Genomic DNA, 12,602 nt, shown 5'->3' on the forward strand with positions numbered 1-12,602 from the left:
CAGATGTAGAAAGGTTCCATGGGTAGGGATTCTCGTCTCTATGGTATTTATTTGGCGCAACTTTACACAGAATTGGTATTATCTCTAGACATTGTAATTATCACTTGAAGATAAAATACCAATAAACACCTAAAATTGATTACTGCTGTCGTTAAACTTGTTTTTCAAAGATTAAAAATATCAAGAATTAACAGGAGATTTATATGAAATTAAAAAATCAAAGTATCGGATTAGTTGAAGTACCTGCCTTGGGCTTATATGACGAAGAAGGACATAATTGGACAGCATTATATAGACGTAATACCTTACTTAGTAAACAAGTATTAATAGCAGATTTACAAGCAGGTGGTTTTGATGCTCAACTTGTGAATCTGAAAGCTGGTGATTGTCAAGAACCCTTTGGCGAGGTAACTTGGAAAGGGATGAATTTGACCAAAGCTTATGTAGGTCAGAGAATTTATGATGTAGATCCTGAAACTTATGATGCTTGGGGAGTGACAGTTAATTATACCCAAGAACGTCAAGTCACCTGTATGGCGATCGCACATTTTGCTAGTAAAGGAAAACCAGTTGTAGTTGGTGGTTCGGATGCAATCGCTGAACCAAAATACTATCTAGAAGCAGGTGCAACAGCCATAGTAATTGACAAATCTGGAGCAGCAAACTGGCCGATTTTTGACCATGTACTCGGTAAAACTCCCAGGGAAAAACTCACAGGAGTAATCTTAGCTGATGGTACTTATCACCCCACCCGTAGCCAAGCCATGACTCCCGATGATTGGGCTTTACCATCGGTAGAAGTAGCCAGACAATGTTTAGGACAAGAATATTCAGAAGAACCGTTTGTAGAAGATTTAGTACCCATAGGCTCAGTGTATCCTGACATTGGATGCGATCGCAAATGTGACTTTTGCCAAACACCAACTTACACATCAGGATACCGGCGAATGTCACCCCAAACTACCCTAAATTGGATTGCTCGTCAAAAAGAAGCCGGAGCAAAATGTACAGTCATGGGTTCAGATCAATTTCTCGGACGGGTGCTATTTCCAGGAGGAAAAGAAGAGATTCTAGAAATCACCACAGGAGCGCGAGAAATGGGAATGCCACTTTTGTGGCCTAATGGTTTAGAACTCAGAAAAGCCACATTAGGAAGAGGACGCAACTATGATCACACAGACCTCACACCCGACGAAGAACTGATCGAAGCACTGTGGGGATGGGATGGTAAAGTCGGCGGATTTTTAGGTTATATACCCGCAGAACGTCCCGTTTTTGGCAGAGAATCTTACAGCAAACTTCTGCCCTGGCAACAACATTGTGAGATGATGAAACTGATTGTCAGAGCAGGTCTTCCCGTCATCGTTTATGGTTTAATTATCGGCTTTCCTGATGATACTCAAGATAGTTTACTTCGTCTGGAAGAAGGCGTTTTAGAACTCCATCAACAACTCAGAGAAATTAACCCAGAATTAGAATTTCAAGTAGCATCCTATGCAATTTCTCCCATCCCCGGAACACCTCAAGGAGAAAGCATCCGCAAGTCGGGGTTGTTGAAATTTGACGATCCATCTATCATTGGTGGTTTCTGGACTCCCAGTTGTGACACACATCATCTCAGCTATGAAGATATTTCTGAGTGGCAATTTCAATTAGCTAAAATTGGTAAAGCCGAATCTAAAATCATCAACTATCATGGAGGACTCACAAAAATGGCTGCTGGTGGTAAATCAGGTAATTAAAAAAAATCATCATCAGACCAAATCCTATCCCCCCACAACCCGGACAAGAAGCAGTGTGGGACTACCTCTGTCCAGCGATTTTAGTCAGGTAATTTGGATATGCTTGTATATGGAGGAAATATTTCGAGCATCATCAATACCCCTGTGATGTGTACCTTGTAATTCTATTTGCAAATGTTTAAGAGCTTGTGCCATACCAAATTTATGAGATACACCCAAATATTCTGAAAATTCATTTTTGATATTTCTGTGTTCTGTGCCAAAAGGATAAGGAACTTGATGGAATTTACAATCTTGTAAAAATTGTAATTTGTCGTAATTACCCCAAGAACAAAATATATTGTTAGGAAATAAATTCACCCATTCTGTCAACTTTGACATTGCTTCTGGAAAAGTAGGTGCAGTATCAACTTGTTTTTGAGAAATACTAGTTAATTCTGTACAGAAAGCTGTAAGTTGGGGATTTCTTACAGGTTTGATAAATTGTTGAAACTCAGAATCAATTTCCCAGGTTTTTCTATTCAACATTACCGCGCCAATTTCGATAATTTCCATTTCGTGACGGGGAATACTCTTTTGATTACAACAAGTAGCTTCAAGATCAATGATGAGAAAATAGTGATTCATAAATAATTCAAAATCTAAAGTTAAAAAGTAATTAGTAAATTTCTGGTTATGCCAAAGACTTTAATTTGAGGAAAACGGTTTAAGCCACCCACGTAAGATAGCAGTATCTAGAACAAAAGCAGCAAAAGTAAAGAGTAATATACTTTCCCCCCCTAATATCAAAAAAGGCTGAATTGTGCCAGTAAAATTCCAGCCAACTTCTATCTGAGTTAATCCCCGCACCAAGCCAAAAGCAAAGACACCACCAGTATTGAGGTGAGGATTTATGTCAGTGCGGATAATATACCGATATGTGATACCAAATAGCAAACCAGAAAAGCCAGCTATGGCGCTACTTAGTAAAAATTGTAAATTAACTAAATTAGATTGATCCAGAATCAGTATAGGAAAGTACTTAGCCAACACCAAACTATTGATCATACTGGTGATGAGAAAAGCTACTCCCACAGATAAACCGCCTATAATGCCCGCTTTAACAGATTCTACGCGTTCCGCCATTAGTTTCATAAACTTAGCAAGTTCCTCTAAACATAGTTAACAAATCAACTGCCTTTTCACTTTAGGTCAAAATCCCAACAATTTTAAACCCCTCATTAAGTAACGAGGGGTATTTTTATTTACTGAACTGCTTTCTTTAACTCTTTAAACAACAATCTACAGCCATAAGCGGCAGTTTAACTGATAACGAGATTGCCAAAGCCTTTTTTAACTTCCCTCTCTTTCACACTAGATATAACTTGTTCCGTGTTCATTGAAGCAGTCAAAGACATTTGCATAGTTTGCATAGTCAAGTTAATTGTGGCCTCAAGTTGTGGTGCTAATTCCTTGTTAACCATTGGTAACAAATTTTGGGAAAGCGATCGCTTAAATTCTCGCAATGCTTCAGCCTGCATTTTAGCTACTACTTTCTTTTTCCATAATTCTGGGTTGTCCTGAAATTGTGCGCGGCGGGAATCGTAAAACTCACCCAACTTTTGACCAATTTCATTTTGAGGACGAGCGCGAACTGGTGCGATCGCATCCAAAACCCACAGAAACAACTGAGTACGACACAATTTAGAACCCGCCCCAGTATTCATAGTTTCCCTGTCACCGCTGGAATATTCATCTTTAGCCATACCCAGCCTACGTTTAAACCTTCCCAACGACTCAAACTTTGTAATCGGGTAAACTTGGCTAATCAGCAGCGCCTGTGGTCTAGTCCCAATTCCGAACATAGTCATAACCTTACGGTAGGGGATAAACTCAGGAGCTTCCAGAACTTCCAGAATTTCTGATTTAATTTCTACTTCCCATTCCTCCAAATCACACAGCAAGTTAGACAGACGGCGAGTGAAAGTAGAAGTCTCTACCCCATATTTGGGAGCAATAGACTTTTTGTAAAGATTGTCGTAGTAACTATTTTTTCTAGCTTTACGCTCACGACCTGCTAACCATGCCCAAAGCGGTGGTAAGTCATCCCCTCTAGCCGGTGACTGCTTCAAAGCAGCTTCTGGAAACTCACGAGCTAATTGTTGTCTGGACCGATTGATCACAGGGGACCCAATGCGGTTAAGTGATTGCAGTTGTAACCAAAGTGTCCGTAACCGCGATACTTTGCCAGCTTCAAACTGAAGGAAAAAATCATCCTCCTCCCAGTGAGCTAGAGCGTAAGCTGCAAGTGCCAAAGCATCAGCTTGGTCATTTTTATCAGGTAATTTGTGTTGTTTGCGGTAATGCACAGCTTCTTGGTGTCCAACCCACAAAACCTTAATTCCTTCACTTTCACAAATGTGCGCCCAAATCCAGGAATAATGCACACCTGTAGGTTCCATAACAACAGCATCAGGTTTGAGCATCAATAACTTTTCGACCCCATCAAAATTAGCTTTAAAAGTTAAAGGGTCATCATCTTTAGAACGTTTGTTATCTCGAAAATGTGTTCTAAAGTTTTTAGGGATTGATGTTAATTCCCAAGCAACAACACTGTTTTTACAAACATCTAAACCGATTATTTTCATTAAGTTTTCAAGGTACAGATTGGGTTTACTTCCGCACAAATTCCCGTGTATAATAGTTCACGAATCACCCAAAATTCACATCAATTCACTTTTAAAACTTACACAGGTGGAAACATTAACAGTAGATGAGTTCATGAAAAGGCTAAACCGTTGGTCACTTCCCGGTAAAAACTCATAACTACTGTTGTTGTCTCCGCTCCATTACTGGAGGCGAATTGAGTTGCGCGACCCAATCCGCGACACACCAGGGGGTGTGTTTCGGCTGCTGGGTAAGCAGCCATCATCAGGCGGTTTTCGATTTATGGAAGTTGATCACAACTGCCTTGGCTTTATTTTGTCTACCTATGTAGTATTGGCAGATAAACTCATCAATAGATTCTGGTGTTTGTCGCGCCATTCGTATTTCTGCTTGCTCTACAAGAAAATTTAAACATTGATCAGGAGATCGTCCAGAAGTTTTAGAGAAAATCTCAACCGCCACGCCAAGAGTTAGGGAATTAAGGATGAAATCACGCTTGCTTAGTAGAAATTCATCTTGTGATTGTTTGGTCATTTTTTTTGGTGTCAACTACTAAAACTGCTTGAAATTCTTTGTTATCCTGGTTTTGCCATGACCGAGAAATCAAATCTTCTACTATTGCAGAAACTCTATCATCAGGCAGACTGTTAATGTATTCAATGATTGGTATCCCGAAAAATGCAGCCATATCATCAGCTGAAACGTCACATTTTTGAGATAGAAATTCTGCCATTTGAGAAGTTGTGGCTGTGTTGACCATAAGTGTTCGCTTATGAATCAAAACATAGTCGTCATCGTAAGGAAGAAGTGATTTTTGATTGTTGTTCATGGTTTCAGAGTGGATTTCCTTCAAATGTTTCTTCCTGCACGTTATCTTTGTTGAGTAGTTGGCGCTCTTCGGTCTTGAGGCTGCGTAGCATGGAACGCAGAGACATAATTTCTTCTCGAATCGCTACTGATTGATCCTCTCTAATTTTGCGCTCAACTGTTTCCATTAGTACAGAACATTCTTCTTCTGCAAGCTCTAGACATCCATCAACTTCTATGGACATTTCTAGGTGTTTACTTTCGTAGTTACCTAAATTCAAAATTCGTTTGTAAGATATAGTTTTAACTTTCATAGGTCAAATACCACCTGATATTGATGAATGCTGCTGTTTACTAGAAGCTTGGCGTATTGTTCCGCGTCGCTTCGTTTTTTAAATCTTGTCATCAGGAAATTGTTTGCGCCGTCTACACGAAATACAGCCCAAGGGGTAGCTTGTTTATAGCTCATGGTTTTAAATTGTGTAATGCAAGAAAAGCCAGCATTAACCACCAGTTAACACTGGCTGTCAGAAGCGTATAAATCCAATGAAAATATTTCCCAGTGGGAGAACCGGGTTGGTTTACATTCACTCAAAATGATTAGCGTCTATGGTTTACCTCCTAACTTTTTAAATTTGGTAATTGGTAATTATTTAGTCATTAATTGGGAACACATCAAGAATTAGTTACTCGTCATCTTCATCAGATTCATCAGGTTCTATGACTAAAATCGCGTTACCACCGACTTCTTTAACTTTGGTTATTTGGCAAGAAATACCATCGGTGTCTTCTACTTGAATAGTTGCGCCATTGCCAAAGCTTTCAAGTTTTAGTTTTAGTTCTTGAACTGTTAATGTCATGGTTCACCTTGGTTAGTTGTTATGTGGAAATTTGGGAGGTGGCAGGGGTTGAACCTGCATTTAATCCGGTATTTGGAGATTGCCATTTGGCTTCTCTGTGCCGGGCGTTTACCAATTTCGCCACACCTCCCATGTGGTTTATTGCAGAGATGAGGGAAAGTCCCCAAATCAATGGGGACAACAAACGTGCATCATCTATCAGTTAAGTTAGGGTGTTTCCGTGCGGACACTCGCAGTCACTATGCACGGGTGCTTGCTCCAGGTGGTAATCCCCGGTGTGGGGTGGGAGCGTCCAAAATTGATTACACAATTCTGGAAAAAATGAGAGACTTTGGACAACTAGCCAATTTGTAACTATTTACCGAGTCATCGACTTGGCTGGTTTCTTGTTGTCTTTCAAGCTTCATTATGATGCATCACTTTGGAAATGTCAATCATTCTGAGTCATCATTCTGAAGGTTTATGGGTTATCATGGGAAAAAGTAAAAACAAACAGGAGAGTGATTCACCCTTGGACGCTCTTAGAATCGAACGCACAAGCCTGACTCAAGATGAATTTGCTATGAAGTGTGGCATACCCCGTGCCACTTACTACCGATGGATTTCCGGAAAAACTGAGGCGCGTCTCACTATCCCCCAAGTGAAAAGCCTATGCCGTGAACTAAGGATCGGACTTGATGAACTACCCAATGATTTTGGTTCTCCAAACTCACCTCACGACTAAATAACTAATTAAATCCATTCAGCATCCCAACCACCTATTTACTGGGTGGTCACAGATTCTTGCATTCAAAATTATGAACTGGACAAAAGCACACGATGAATTTTGCCTTGAGAACTCAATACCACCAGCCGCCAAACTACTGTGGCAGTGGCTGGTTTCAATAGGTAAACAAGAAGAAGAATTAGAACCCGAACTGAAGAAAGAATTTAACCTTTGGGTGGAGAAACATCGGGGTAAAGGTTTTCACGTCAACACCATTAAAAATGCCCTCTCTCGTTTAGTTGACTGTGGAGTAGTACAGATATTAAAACAGTGGTCATGGCACGAAGTAAGAATAATTACATTCCCTCTAGATTTTTTTAAGGTGAAAAAAAATTCACAAAACCGTCACTCAATTGACAAAAGACAGCCCTCAAACGATATATCTACCGAAAAGGGGGAATGCAGCAGCAGCAATAACTCTATTAGCGAAGAAGATATCCTTGAACACGAGCAGGTACTGACAGAATGCGAAAAAGTTGGTATCGTGTTTAACCCAATTCAATCACCAGAGATTTTAAAGTATTCCCTTGAAGATGTGAAATTAGCGATCGCACTTTTCTTTAAACGTGGCGGCCATGAAAAAATCAAAAATCCCCAAGGGTGGCTACTTCAGTGCTTGCGTAGGTGCTGGTATGAACAAGCCCAAAATTGGAGTTTTACAGATTTGTTATCGGCATTAGGCGAAATGCTTCGTTAAGCTACAGACAAATTACCAAGTGTTTACCAACCATGAATACTTTATTTAATCTGGCAGATTACAACACAGTCACGCCGGTGCGTGATCCTTATTGGGATGAAATTGTTTTAGACAGTTCTGGAAGCTGTGACGACAACGGACAAATTACACTTTTTTACGACGATTCACAGGAGCCACCAGACCCTGACGATTATCCAAGTCTGGAGTCCTACGAATATGCTTTTGAAAAGTGGCAGTTAAATTCTCCAGAAGTAAATATTAATCAAATGAGTGTTCTGGAAGATGAAGTAATCAGCATTCCAGCGCTTCCAGAACACAAGAAATCCCAGTGGACAGAAGAGTATTCGGTCACGCGCTGCGGGGGGAGATATTGGTATTTTCGGTACTGCTGGTATAACCGTACTACTAGAAGAATTAGCCATATTCATATTCCAGGGGGTAATTCTGAAAGTGCGATCGCAATTGAGAGGAAGGAGATGATTGAGAGAGCGATCGCACTTGGGAAAGGTCCGATGGAGATTCAAAACTTTATTAGGGGCGGTTTTGGAATGAATGGTTACAGGCTTATCTAAAAAAATAACTCCTCTTACTCGCAAAGAGAAGTTAGTTTCACACCATCTTGCAATTAATCTGGTTGGGGTTGCAGCACAAATATATCATAATCCTGCTACGGCTTTTATAACTTGCTCAGGGGAAGTTTGAATATATCGCTGTAAATTTTGTAAACTTTCATGTCCGGTAATTTTTTGAATTACAGCTAGAGCAGTTCCGTTGTTAGAAAGATTGGTGGTGGCAGTCCGACGGAAACTGTGAGAACTGTAACCAAGTCCCGATAACCCAGCTTGTTTAATTGCTCTCCTAAGTGCATCATCAGCTGACTGAAACTGTAAATGGCCATTTACACCTGGAAATAAAAAACCAGCACCAGGGGCTTGACTCAACCAATAATATTTTAAATACTCCCTCAACTTTGGACTTGTGGGAACTTGGCGCGTTTCTCTAGTTTTAGTGGTACGTCGCTGATACGTAATTGAGTCCATCGGTTTACCGTCGTTGTAAACGTCTGATGTTTGCAACTTCAAAACTTCACCCATCCGAGCAGCGGTCAAGTAAGCAAGGCGAAAAATCATCTTGTGATTTTCACCAACTGTTTTTTCTATTAACTTGTCAAAGTCGTTTTGAGAAAAAATAGAAGCTTGACCGCAGCGGTTTACTTTCATTTACCAGTTCCACTTAATAAAACAACAAAACTTGTATATTTGACTTTTTAGTATTAGCTATCAATAGCCATATTGTAGTTATAGCAAGCTTCTACGTCAATTATGACTTACACATCTTTTACCTAAAAGATGTATATTTGCAATTTAAATAATTTAGTTTATAAATATTTCAATGATTATTAATAATTAACTAAAAATGTCTGAGCCAACAATTACAGGTGTTTTTGGAGCCGGTGCTTCACAGACTGAGACAACCATAACGATCGCAAAAGCCGACCTTCCCGGACTAACAGCATCGGCATCGAATACGGCTGAAAGTCTGTTAGCAGGAATTATTCTTAAAGCAAAATCATCTCTAACGAAAGCTGCTTTTGACGCAGATGTAGACCAAAGCCTCTACATAGAAAATGGCTATGCCAGCTTTACAGTTCGGGGTGAGGCTAATGATTCCTATAGAGTCGATCAACTTAGCATCAATTTTGCCAAGCTGGATAGTGGTGCAACACTTGATCCAGATGACTACTAATGAGTTATTGTCAGGCGGGTGAAACCGCCCGCGTTACATTTCCGGATGATTCGACTGGAAACTTTGATGGACCAATAGATATCGATTGCCAAGACGGACTTTTGCTTCCTGAAAGGATAAACGTAGATATATACCTTTACTATAAATTCCGAACTTTCTACGGGACTCAAAATCCTAAACAGTTTTATGATACAGAGCGAAGTACACAAACTTCTTCCTACGCTGGATATAGTGCCTACACGCCGGTCTTGGGAAGCAGATTCCGTTCCGAGGGGGAAAGTACGGTTTTTGAAATACTTTACTTTGCTACATCTCAAGCTACTCAGCCTACATGGTTTCCTTACGCTTCGGTAAGTTCCAGTTACCAGCAGTTTTTGAGTTGCAATATCACGGCAATTAAAAAAAAATATCCCCCAGATAAGACTTTGGTTATTCAATATGCAGAGCTTTTGGAAAATGGTAAGTTGGGCAGTAGTCGCTGGATTTTAACTATCCCTCACTACAACAAGCCTAAAGAGTTTAAATTAAAAATGCCTGATTACAGTAAAGGTGATTATGAGGCAATTAAAGAGTTAAATGACAATTCAAAAATTATTGTTAATGCGGCTTCTGAAACGGAATGCATAAAAGTTATCAATGCTTGCCTTCAACACGTTCCTGAAAAATATACACTTGGCAGCAAACCACCAAAAGTCGGTAAGCGTGAAAAAGTCTATAAAAAGTGTAAAGTCACGGCAGTTAGATCACACTTCTTTTTAACAGGACAGAAAGATTTAATTCCTACTTGGAGCAAAAGCTTGAGGGAGGATAAATGACAGGATTTTACGAAATATTTTTGATAGATAATAGGCAGGCTGTGTTATTGCAAGTATTCGCCAAAATTATCAACTATTCCCCGAAGTATTTACTAGACGTAGTAAAAAGATTACGCCAGAGAAAAATTTACATAGGAGTCAAATGGAGAAAAAATTGGTATATATTTCTGCCAAATCCTAATGTAAACAAGGAATCCAAAAAGAAGCAAGTACTGACTGAATTACCGTCAGGACAGAAAATAGATGTGGATGCAAGTTGGATAGCGGCAAGAGACTATCAGCCAGTTGCGCTTGATAATAACACGAATAAGCCTATCGTCTTAACTATTAACTCCGGGGGGAAATTAGGAGTTGCCGTAACGTCTTCGGGGTTAATCCCGAAGACGGTAAATGCACTGGTTGGAGTTCAAAACCAGCAATATCGGGCTACAACTGAATACAGCTATGGAAATTACATTTTTTACGACACAAACAAGATGAGTACTTTTGACCCCGGAACTGCTGGAACTCTAAAATCCACCCAAGTACCACAAGCTTTCTTTGAGGTATGCCGCGCTTTGGATGCCGCTGAAAATACACGCAATGGTGCTAACCCTGGACTTGCACCCAGACGAAATTTATCAACTACCGTCAGTTTTGACACCGGCACAATTGCAGTTGCTGCAACCATTCCCATTGTTACGACAATTCAAACAGATGGTACTATTCAAATTTCTGGAAGCGACTACCTAGGTAGTACTTACTCTACCTTTGCAAATGGTTCGGGGGATTTGACTTCTACAAATATCGTCGCGGCATTTTTAGAAACAGCATCACTTCTGTCGGCAGCGGAAAAAGCCGTGACCCCAGTTGAAAACCAGCCCAATAACATCCAGATTCAGATTGATGTTGAAGCTGGTAATGCTACTGTTTCTGGAAATTTACCATTTACTACCGCTGCTGCTGCAACCGGTGATGTAACTGTAAAAGCCATTGATTACCTTTAATTCTTGATTAATTTATTCACTAACTTGGAGGTGATTTAATAATGGCTAAACAATCGCAGAAAATAGGACCAAGAGTAACTGTAGTTTTTGGAACAATAACTACTGTCAATCCAAACAACAAAAGTGGAAAAGGGCGTGGCACTCGGTATGTTTATATGCGTAAAGCCACGGCTGAATATTTCGGGCTTAAGCCAGCCCCAGATGCTGTTTCTACTGGTCCAAAAGGGAAGAAAGTTTCTGTTAGAGGCAGCGTAGGGAGCGGATCAATCAAAATTCCCGTAGGTTCTGGAACTGGTACAAAACCTGTTGCTGTCAATGGTACAGGAAAGATTGTCTATAAATCTATTCCTGTACCTAATGGGGCTAACATAGCATCAATTAGAAAATTTATCGCTACGTTTACAAAAAACAAACCGGACAGCTTTGTTACTCCTGACGGAAGAACCTGGGGAACTCAGACTAGCAGGAAGTAATGCTTGAATCTCAGTTAGTTTTCAGTTTTGAGTACAGATGGGACTTAAAAAGGGTTGATTCTGTACTTATTCCTTACATATTTACACAGAAGAACTTGATCGTCACAGTTGCTTCTAAGTCACCTTTAAAAAAGGAATATCAAACCTGTGGCAGGTTTGACGAAGTAATGATTGATTATCCGGATAAGCTTATAGCATCCACTCAGACGGTCAGGCTGGAGAAAAATTTCTTGTATGAATTTTCAGCTAAGTCTAGATTTCAGTTGTTGTTTTACCCCTATCAGTTTTTGGGAAAAACACAAATTTCTGTGAGGCGGATTTTATGACCAACGAAAGAATACCCATGACGAGCGAACGGGTGGCAATGATGATCACTATGCTGACTATCGTTACTCAAGGTGGAATTTACCTGTTATCAGGTGGATTTGCAGTCGGTGGTAAGCTGAACGAAATTGAGTCTGAATTGAAGCTGATCAGACAGGAAGTGGTAGCTGCTAATCAAATCCAGGATTACCGTCTGGATAAGTTGGAAGCTAGTTTAAAGTGATTGGAATCGCGTAATATTTTCTGGGGATTCCCGGTATGATAAGTATTAGAGACGTTTTGTAATTATTTGAAAAGTGGAACTATGATTTTGACACTGGGTTGGGTATCACTTTTAGTTGTGTTCACTTGGTCGATTTCAATGGTAGTTTGGGGACGCAACGGACTATAGAGGAATCGTGGAAAATCCATTCCTGAGTATTTTGGCTTTAGTTGCCGTAGTGCTGCTAGTATCAGTTACAGGTGGTGTCGTTTATTTAACACTCGCTGATTGGCGCGATCGCCGTCGTCGAGAAGACGAAACACGCGAACTCCGACGCAGCACTGCCAAGCGACGATGATTCTATTGCAGCCAATAGAGCGCTGTTTTATGCTGTAAGGCAATTTTGGGTAGGGACGCGATCAAATCGTGTCCCTATGCTATATATACACCCAACAGATACCAACATTTATTGTTACCTTAGAAAATATATAAGATAGTGGACTATATTAAGAATCCTGTGGGAAATGGAGAATTTTTT

19 protein-coding genes and 1 tRNA gene are annotated in these 12,602 nt (G+C 40.1%); 11 read left to right on the plus strand and 9 right to left on the minus strand.

Annotation, left to right across the window (positions count from 1 at the left end):
* Positions 1-203: 203 nt before the first annotated feature.
* The gene (locus ANA7108_RS0112970) at positions 204-1,742 is read left to right on the plus strand and encodes a radical SAM protein (RefSeq protein ID WP_016951227.1); all 1,539 of its coding nucleotides are present in this window, start codon (positions 204-206) and stop codon (positions 1,740-1,742) included.
* Positions 1,743-1,826: 84 nt separating this feature from the next.
* Here the strand turns inward: ANA7108_RS0112970 and ANA7108_RS0112975 are convergent, their stop codons facing one another.
* The 8 genes from ANA7108_RS0112975 to ANA7108_RS30195 all read right to left on the minus strand — a co-directional run bounded on the left by ANA7108_RS0112975 (position 1,827) and on the right by ANA7108_RS30195 (position 6,185).
* Positions 1,827-2,369, minus strand: coding sequence for a 3'-5' exonuclease (locus tag ANA7108_RS0112975; protein ID WP_016951228.1), 543 nt, complete (start codon positions 2,367-2,369; stop codon positions 1,827-1,829).
* A 60-nt stretch (positions 2,370-2,429) separates the two neighbouring features.
* Entirely contained in the window at positions 2,430-2,876 is a 447-nt protein-coding gene (locus ANA7108_RS0112980; RefSeq protein ID WP_016951229.1) for a hypothetical protein, read from the minus strand.
* A 167-nt stretch (positions 2,877-3,043) separates the two neighbouring features.
* Positions 3,044-4,369, minus strand: a complete 1,326-nt coding sequence (locus ANA7108_RS0112985) for a transposase (protein WP_016951230.1) — start codon at positions 4,367-4,369, stop codon at positions 3,044-3,046.
* Positions 4,370-4,652: 283 nt separating this feature from the next.
* On the minus strand, positions 4,653-4,922 hold the full coding sequence (locus ANA7108_RS0112995; protein WP_016951232.1) for a hypothetical protein: 270 nt from the start codon (positions 4,920-4,922) through the stop codon (positions 4,653-4,655).
* Positions 4,900-5,217 (minus strand): hypothetical protein, encoded by a 318-nt coding sequence (locus ANA7108_RS0113000; RefSeq protein WP_016951233.1) that lies wholly within the window; start codon positions 5,215-5,217, stop codon positions 4,900-4,902. Before ANA7108_RS0113000 ends, ANA7108_RS0112995 begins: the two co-directional genes overlap by 23 nt.
* A gap of 4 nt (positions 5,218-5,221) precedes the next feature.
* Positions 5,222-5,509: a hypothetical protein gene (locus ANA7108_RS0113005; RefSeq protein ID WP_016951234.1), complete on the minus strand. Its 288-nt coding sequence runs from the start codon at positions 5,507-5,509 to the stop codon at positions 5,222-5,224.
* 372 nt (positions 5,510-5,881) lie between these two features.
* On the minus strand, positions 5,882-6,055 hold the full coding sequence (locus ANA7108_RS30190; RefSeq protein WP_016951238.1) for a hypothetical protein: 174 nt from the start codon (positions 6,053-6,055) through the stop codon (positions 5,882-5,884).
* A 33-nt stretch (positions 6,056-6,088) separates the two neighbouring features.
* Positions 6,089-6,185 (minus strand) — tRNA-OTHER (locus ANA7108_RS30195).
* A gap of 342 nt (positions 6,186-6,527) precedes the next feature.
* Between ANA7108_RS30195 and ANA7108_RS31385 the strand changes: the two genes are divergently transcribed.
* The 3 genes from ANA7108_RS31385 (at position 6,528) to ANA7108_RS30505 (ending at position 8,090) form a co-directional block, all read left to right on the plus strand.
* Positions 6,528-6,779 carry a helix-turn-helix transcriptional regulator gene (locus ANA7108_RS31385; RefSeq protein ID WP_016951241.1) on the plus strand — a complete coding sequence of 84 codons (252 nt, stop codon included), beginning with the start codon at positions 6,528-6,530 and terminating at the stop codon, positions 6,777-6,779.
* A gap of 73 nt (positions 6,780-6,852) precedes the next feature.
* Positions 6,853-7,518 (plus strand): hypothetical protein, encoded by a 666-nt coding sequence (locus tag ANA7108_RS27315; RefSeq protein ID WP_016951242.1) that lies wholly within the window; start codon positions 6,853-6,855, stop codon positions 7,516-7,518.
* Positions 7,519-7,550: 32 nt separating this feature from the next.
* Entirely contained in the window at positions 7,551-8,090 is a 540-nt protein-coding gene (locus ANA7108_RS30505) for a hypothetical protein (protein ID WP_016951243.1), read from the plus strand.
* An 84-nt stretch (positions 8,091-8,174) separates the two neighbouring features.
* Here the strand turns inward: ANA7108_RS30505 and ANA7108_RS0113055 are convergent, their stop codons facing one another.
* The gene (locus ANA7108_RS0113055; protein ID WP_016951244.1) at positions 8,175-8,738 is read right to left on the minus strand and encodes a site-specific integrase; all 564 of its coding nucleotides are present in this window, start codon (positions 8,736-8,738) and stop codon (positions 8,175-8,177) included.
* Between the two features lie 196 nt (positions 8,739-8,934).
* Between ANA7108_RS0113055 and ANA7108_RS0113060 the strand changes: the two genes are divergently transcribed.
* The 7 genes from ANA7108_RS0113060 (at position 8,935) to ANA7108_RS30510 (ending at position 12,422) form a co-directional block, all read left to right on the plus strand.
* Entirely contained in the window at positions 8,935-9,264 is a 330-nt protein-coding gene (locus tag ANA7108_RS0113060; protein WP_016951245.1) for a hypothetical protein, read from the plus strand.
* On the plus strand, positions 9,264-10,079 hold the full coding sequence (locus tag ANA7108_RS0113065) for a hypothetical protein (protein ID WP_016951246.1): 816 nt from the start codon (positions 9,264-9,266) through the stop codon (positions 10,077-10,079). The genes ANA7108_RS0113060 and ANA7108_RS0113065 overlap by 1 nt, the downstream gene beginning before the upstream one ends.
* The gene (locus tag ANA7108_RS0113070) at positions 10,076-11,065 is read left to right on the plus strand and encodes a hypothetical protein (protein ID WP_016951247.1); all 990 of its coding nucleotides are present in this window, start codon (positions 10,076-10,078) and stop codon (positions 11,063-11,065) included. The genes ANA7108_RS0113065 and ANA7108_RS0113070 overlap by 4 nt, the downstream gene beginning before the upstream one ends.
* 41 nt (positions 11,066-11,106) lie before the next feature.
* Positions 11,107-11,538 (plus strand): hypothetical protein, encoded by a 432-nt coding sequence (locus tag ANA7108_RS0113075; protein ID WP_016951248.1) that lies wholly within the window; start codon positions 11,107-11,109, stop codon positions 11,536-11,538.
* A 322-nt stretch (positions 11,539-11,860) separates the two neighbouring features.
* Positions 11,861-12,085, plus strand: a complete 225-nt coding sequence (locus ANA7108_RS0113085) for a hypothetical protein (protein ID WP_016951250.1) — start codon at positions 11,861-11,863, stop codon at positions 12,083-12,085.
* 81 nt (positions 12,086-12,166) lie between these two features.
* Positions 12,167-12,253 carry a cytochrome b6-f complex subunit PetN gene (gene petN, locus ANA7108_RS28825; RefSeq protein WP_013189847.1) on the plus strand — a complete coding sequence of 29 codons (87 nt, stop codon included), beginning with the start codon at positions 12,167-12,169 and terminating at the stop codon, positions 12,251-12,253.
* Positions 12,254-12,260: 7 nt separating this feature from the next.
* Entirely contained in the window at positions 12,261-12,422 is a 162-nt protein-coding gene (locus ANA7108_RS30510) for a hypothetical protein (protein ID WP_016951251.1), read from the plus strand.
* The last annotated feature ends 180 nt before the right edge of the window (positions 12,423-12,602 follow it).

It is taken from the genome of Anabaena sp. PCC 7108, from assembly GCF_000332135.1.
Lineage (GTDB): Bacteria > Cyanobacteriota > Cyanobacteriia > Cyanobacteriales > Nostocaceae > Anabaena.

Excerpts from the sequence above, each read along its gene's own strand:
- ANA7108_RS0113005 (WP_016951234.1), bottom strand. The coding sequence starts at position 5,509 with ATGAAAGTTAAAACTATATCTTACAAACGAATTTTGAATTTAGGTAAC.
- ANA7108_RS30190 (WP_016951238.1), bottom strand. The coding sequence starts at position 6,055 with ATGACATTAACAGTTCAAGAACTAAAACTAAAACTTGAAAGCTTTGGC.
- ANA7108_RS31385 (WP_016951241.1), top strand. The coding sequence starts at position 6,528 with ATGGGAAAAAGTAAAAACAAACAGGAGAGTGATTCACCCTTGGACGCT.
- ANA7108_RS0112975 (WP_016951228.1), bottom strand. The coding sequence starts at position 2,369 with ATGAATCACTATTTTCTCATCATTGATCTTGAAGCTACTTGTTGTAAT.
- ANA7108_RS0113070 (WP_016951247.1), top strand. The coding sequence starts at position 10,076 with ATGACAGGATTTTACGAAATATTTTTGATAGATAATAGGCAGGCTGTG.
- ANA7108_RS0112985 (WP_016951230.1), bottom strand. The coding sequence starts at position 4,369 with ATGAAAATAATCGGTTTAGATGTTTGTAAAAACAGTGTTGTTGCTTGG.
- petN (WP_013189847.1), top strand. The coding sequence starts at position 12,167 with ATGATTTTGACACTGGGTTGGGTATCACTTTTAGTTGTGTTCACTTGG.
- ANA7108_RS0113000 (WP_016951233.1), bottom strand. The coding sequence starts at position 5,217 with ATGAACAACAATCAAAAATCACTTCTTCCTTACGATGACGACTATGTT.
- ANA7108_RS0113055 (WP_016951244.1), bottom strand. The coding sequence starts at position 8,738 with ATGAAAGTAAACCGCTGCGGTCAAGCTTCTATTTTTTCTCAAAACGAC.
- ANA7108_RS0113065 (WP_016951246.1), top strand. The coding sequence starts at position 9,264 with ATGAGTTATTGTCAGGCGGGTGAAACCGCCCGCGTTACATTTCCGGAT.
- ANA7108_RS0112995 (WP_016951232.1), bottom strand. The coding sequence starts at position 4,922 with ATGACCAAACAATCACAAGATGAATTTCTACTAAGCAAGCGTGATTTC.
- ANA7108_RS0113075 (WP_016951248.1), top strand. The coding sequence starts at position 11,107 with ATGGCTAAACAATCGCAGAAAATAGGACCAAGAGTAACTGTAGTTTTT.
- ANA7108_RS27315 (WP_016951242.1), top strand. The coding sequence starts at position 6,853 with ATGAACTGGACAAAAGCACACGATGAATTTTGCCTTGAGAACTCAATA.
- ANA7108_RS0112980 (WP_016951229.1), bottom strand. The coding sequence starts at position 2,876 with ATGAAACTAATGGCGGAACGCGTAGAATCTGTTAAAGCGGGCATTATA.
- ANA7108_RS30505 (WP_016951243.1), top strand. The coding sequence starts at position 7,551 with ATGAATACTTTATTTAATCTGGCAGATTACAACACAGTCACGCCGGTG.
- ANA7108_RS0113060 (WP_016951245.1), top strand. The coding sequence starts at position 8,935 with ATGTCTGAGCCAACAATTACAGGTGTTTTTGGAGCCGGTGCTTCACAG.
- ANA7108_RS0112970 (WP_016951227.1), top strand. The coding sequence starts at position 204 with ATGAAATTAAAAAATCAAAGTATCGGATTAGTTGAAGTACCTGCCTTG.
- ANA7108_RS0113085 (WP_016951250.1), top strand. The coding sequence starts at position 11,861 with ATGACCAACGAAAGAATACCCATGACGAGCGAACGGGTGGCAATGATG.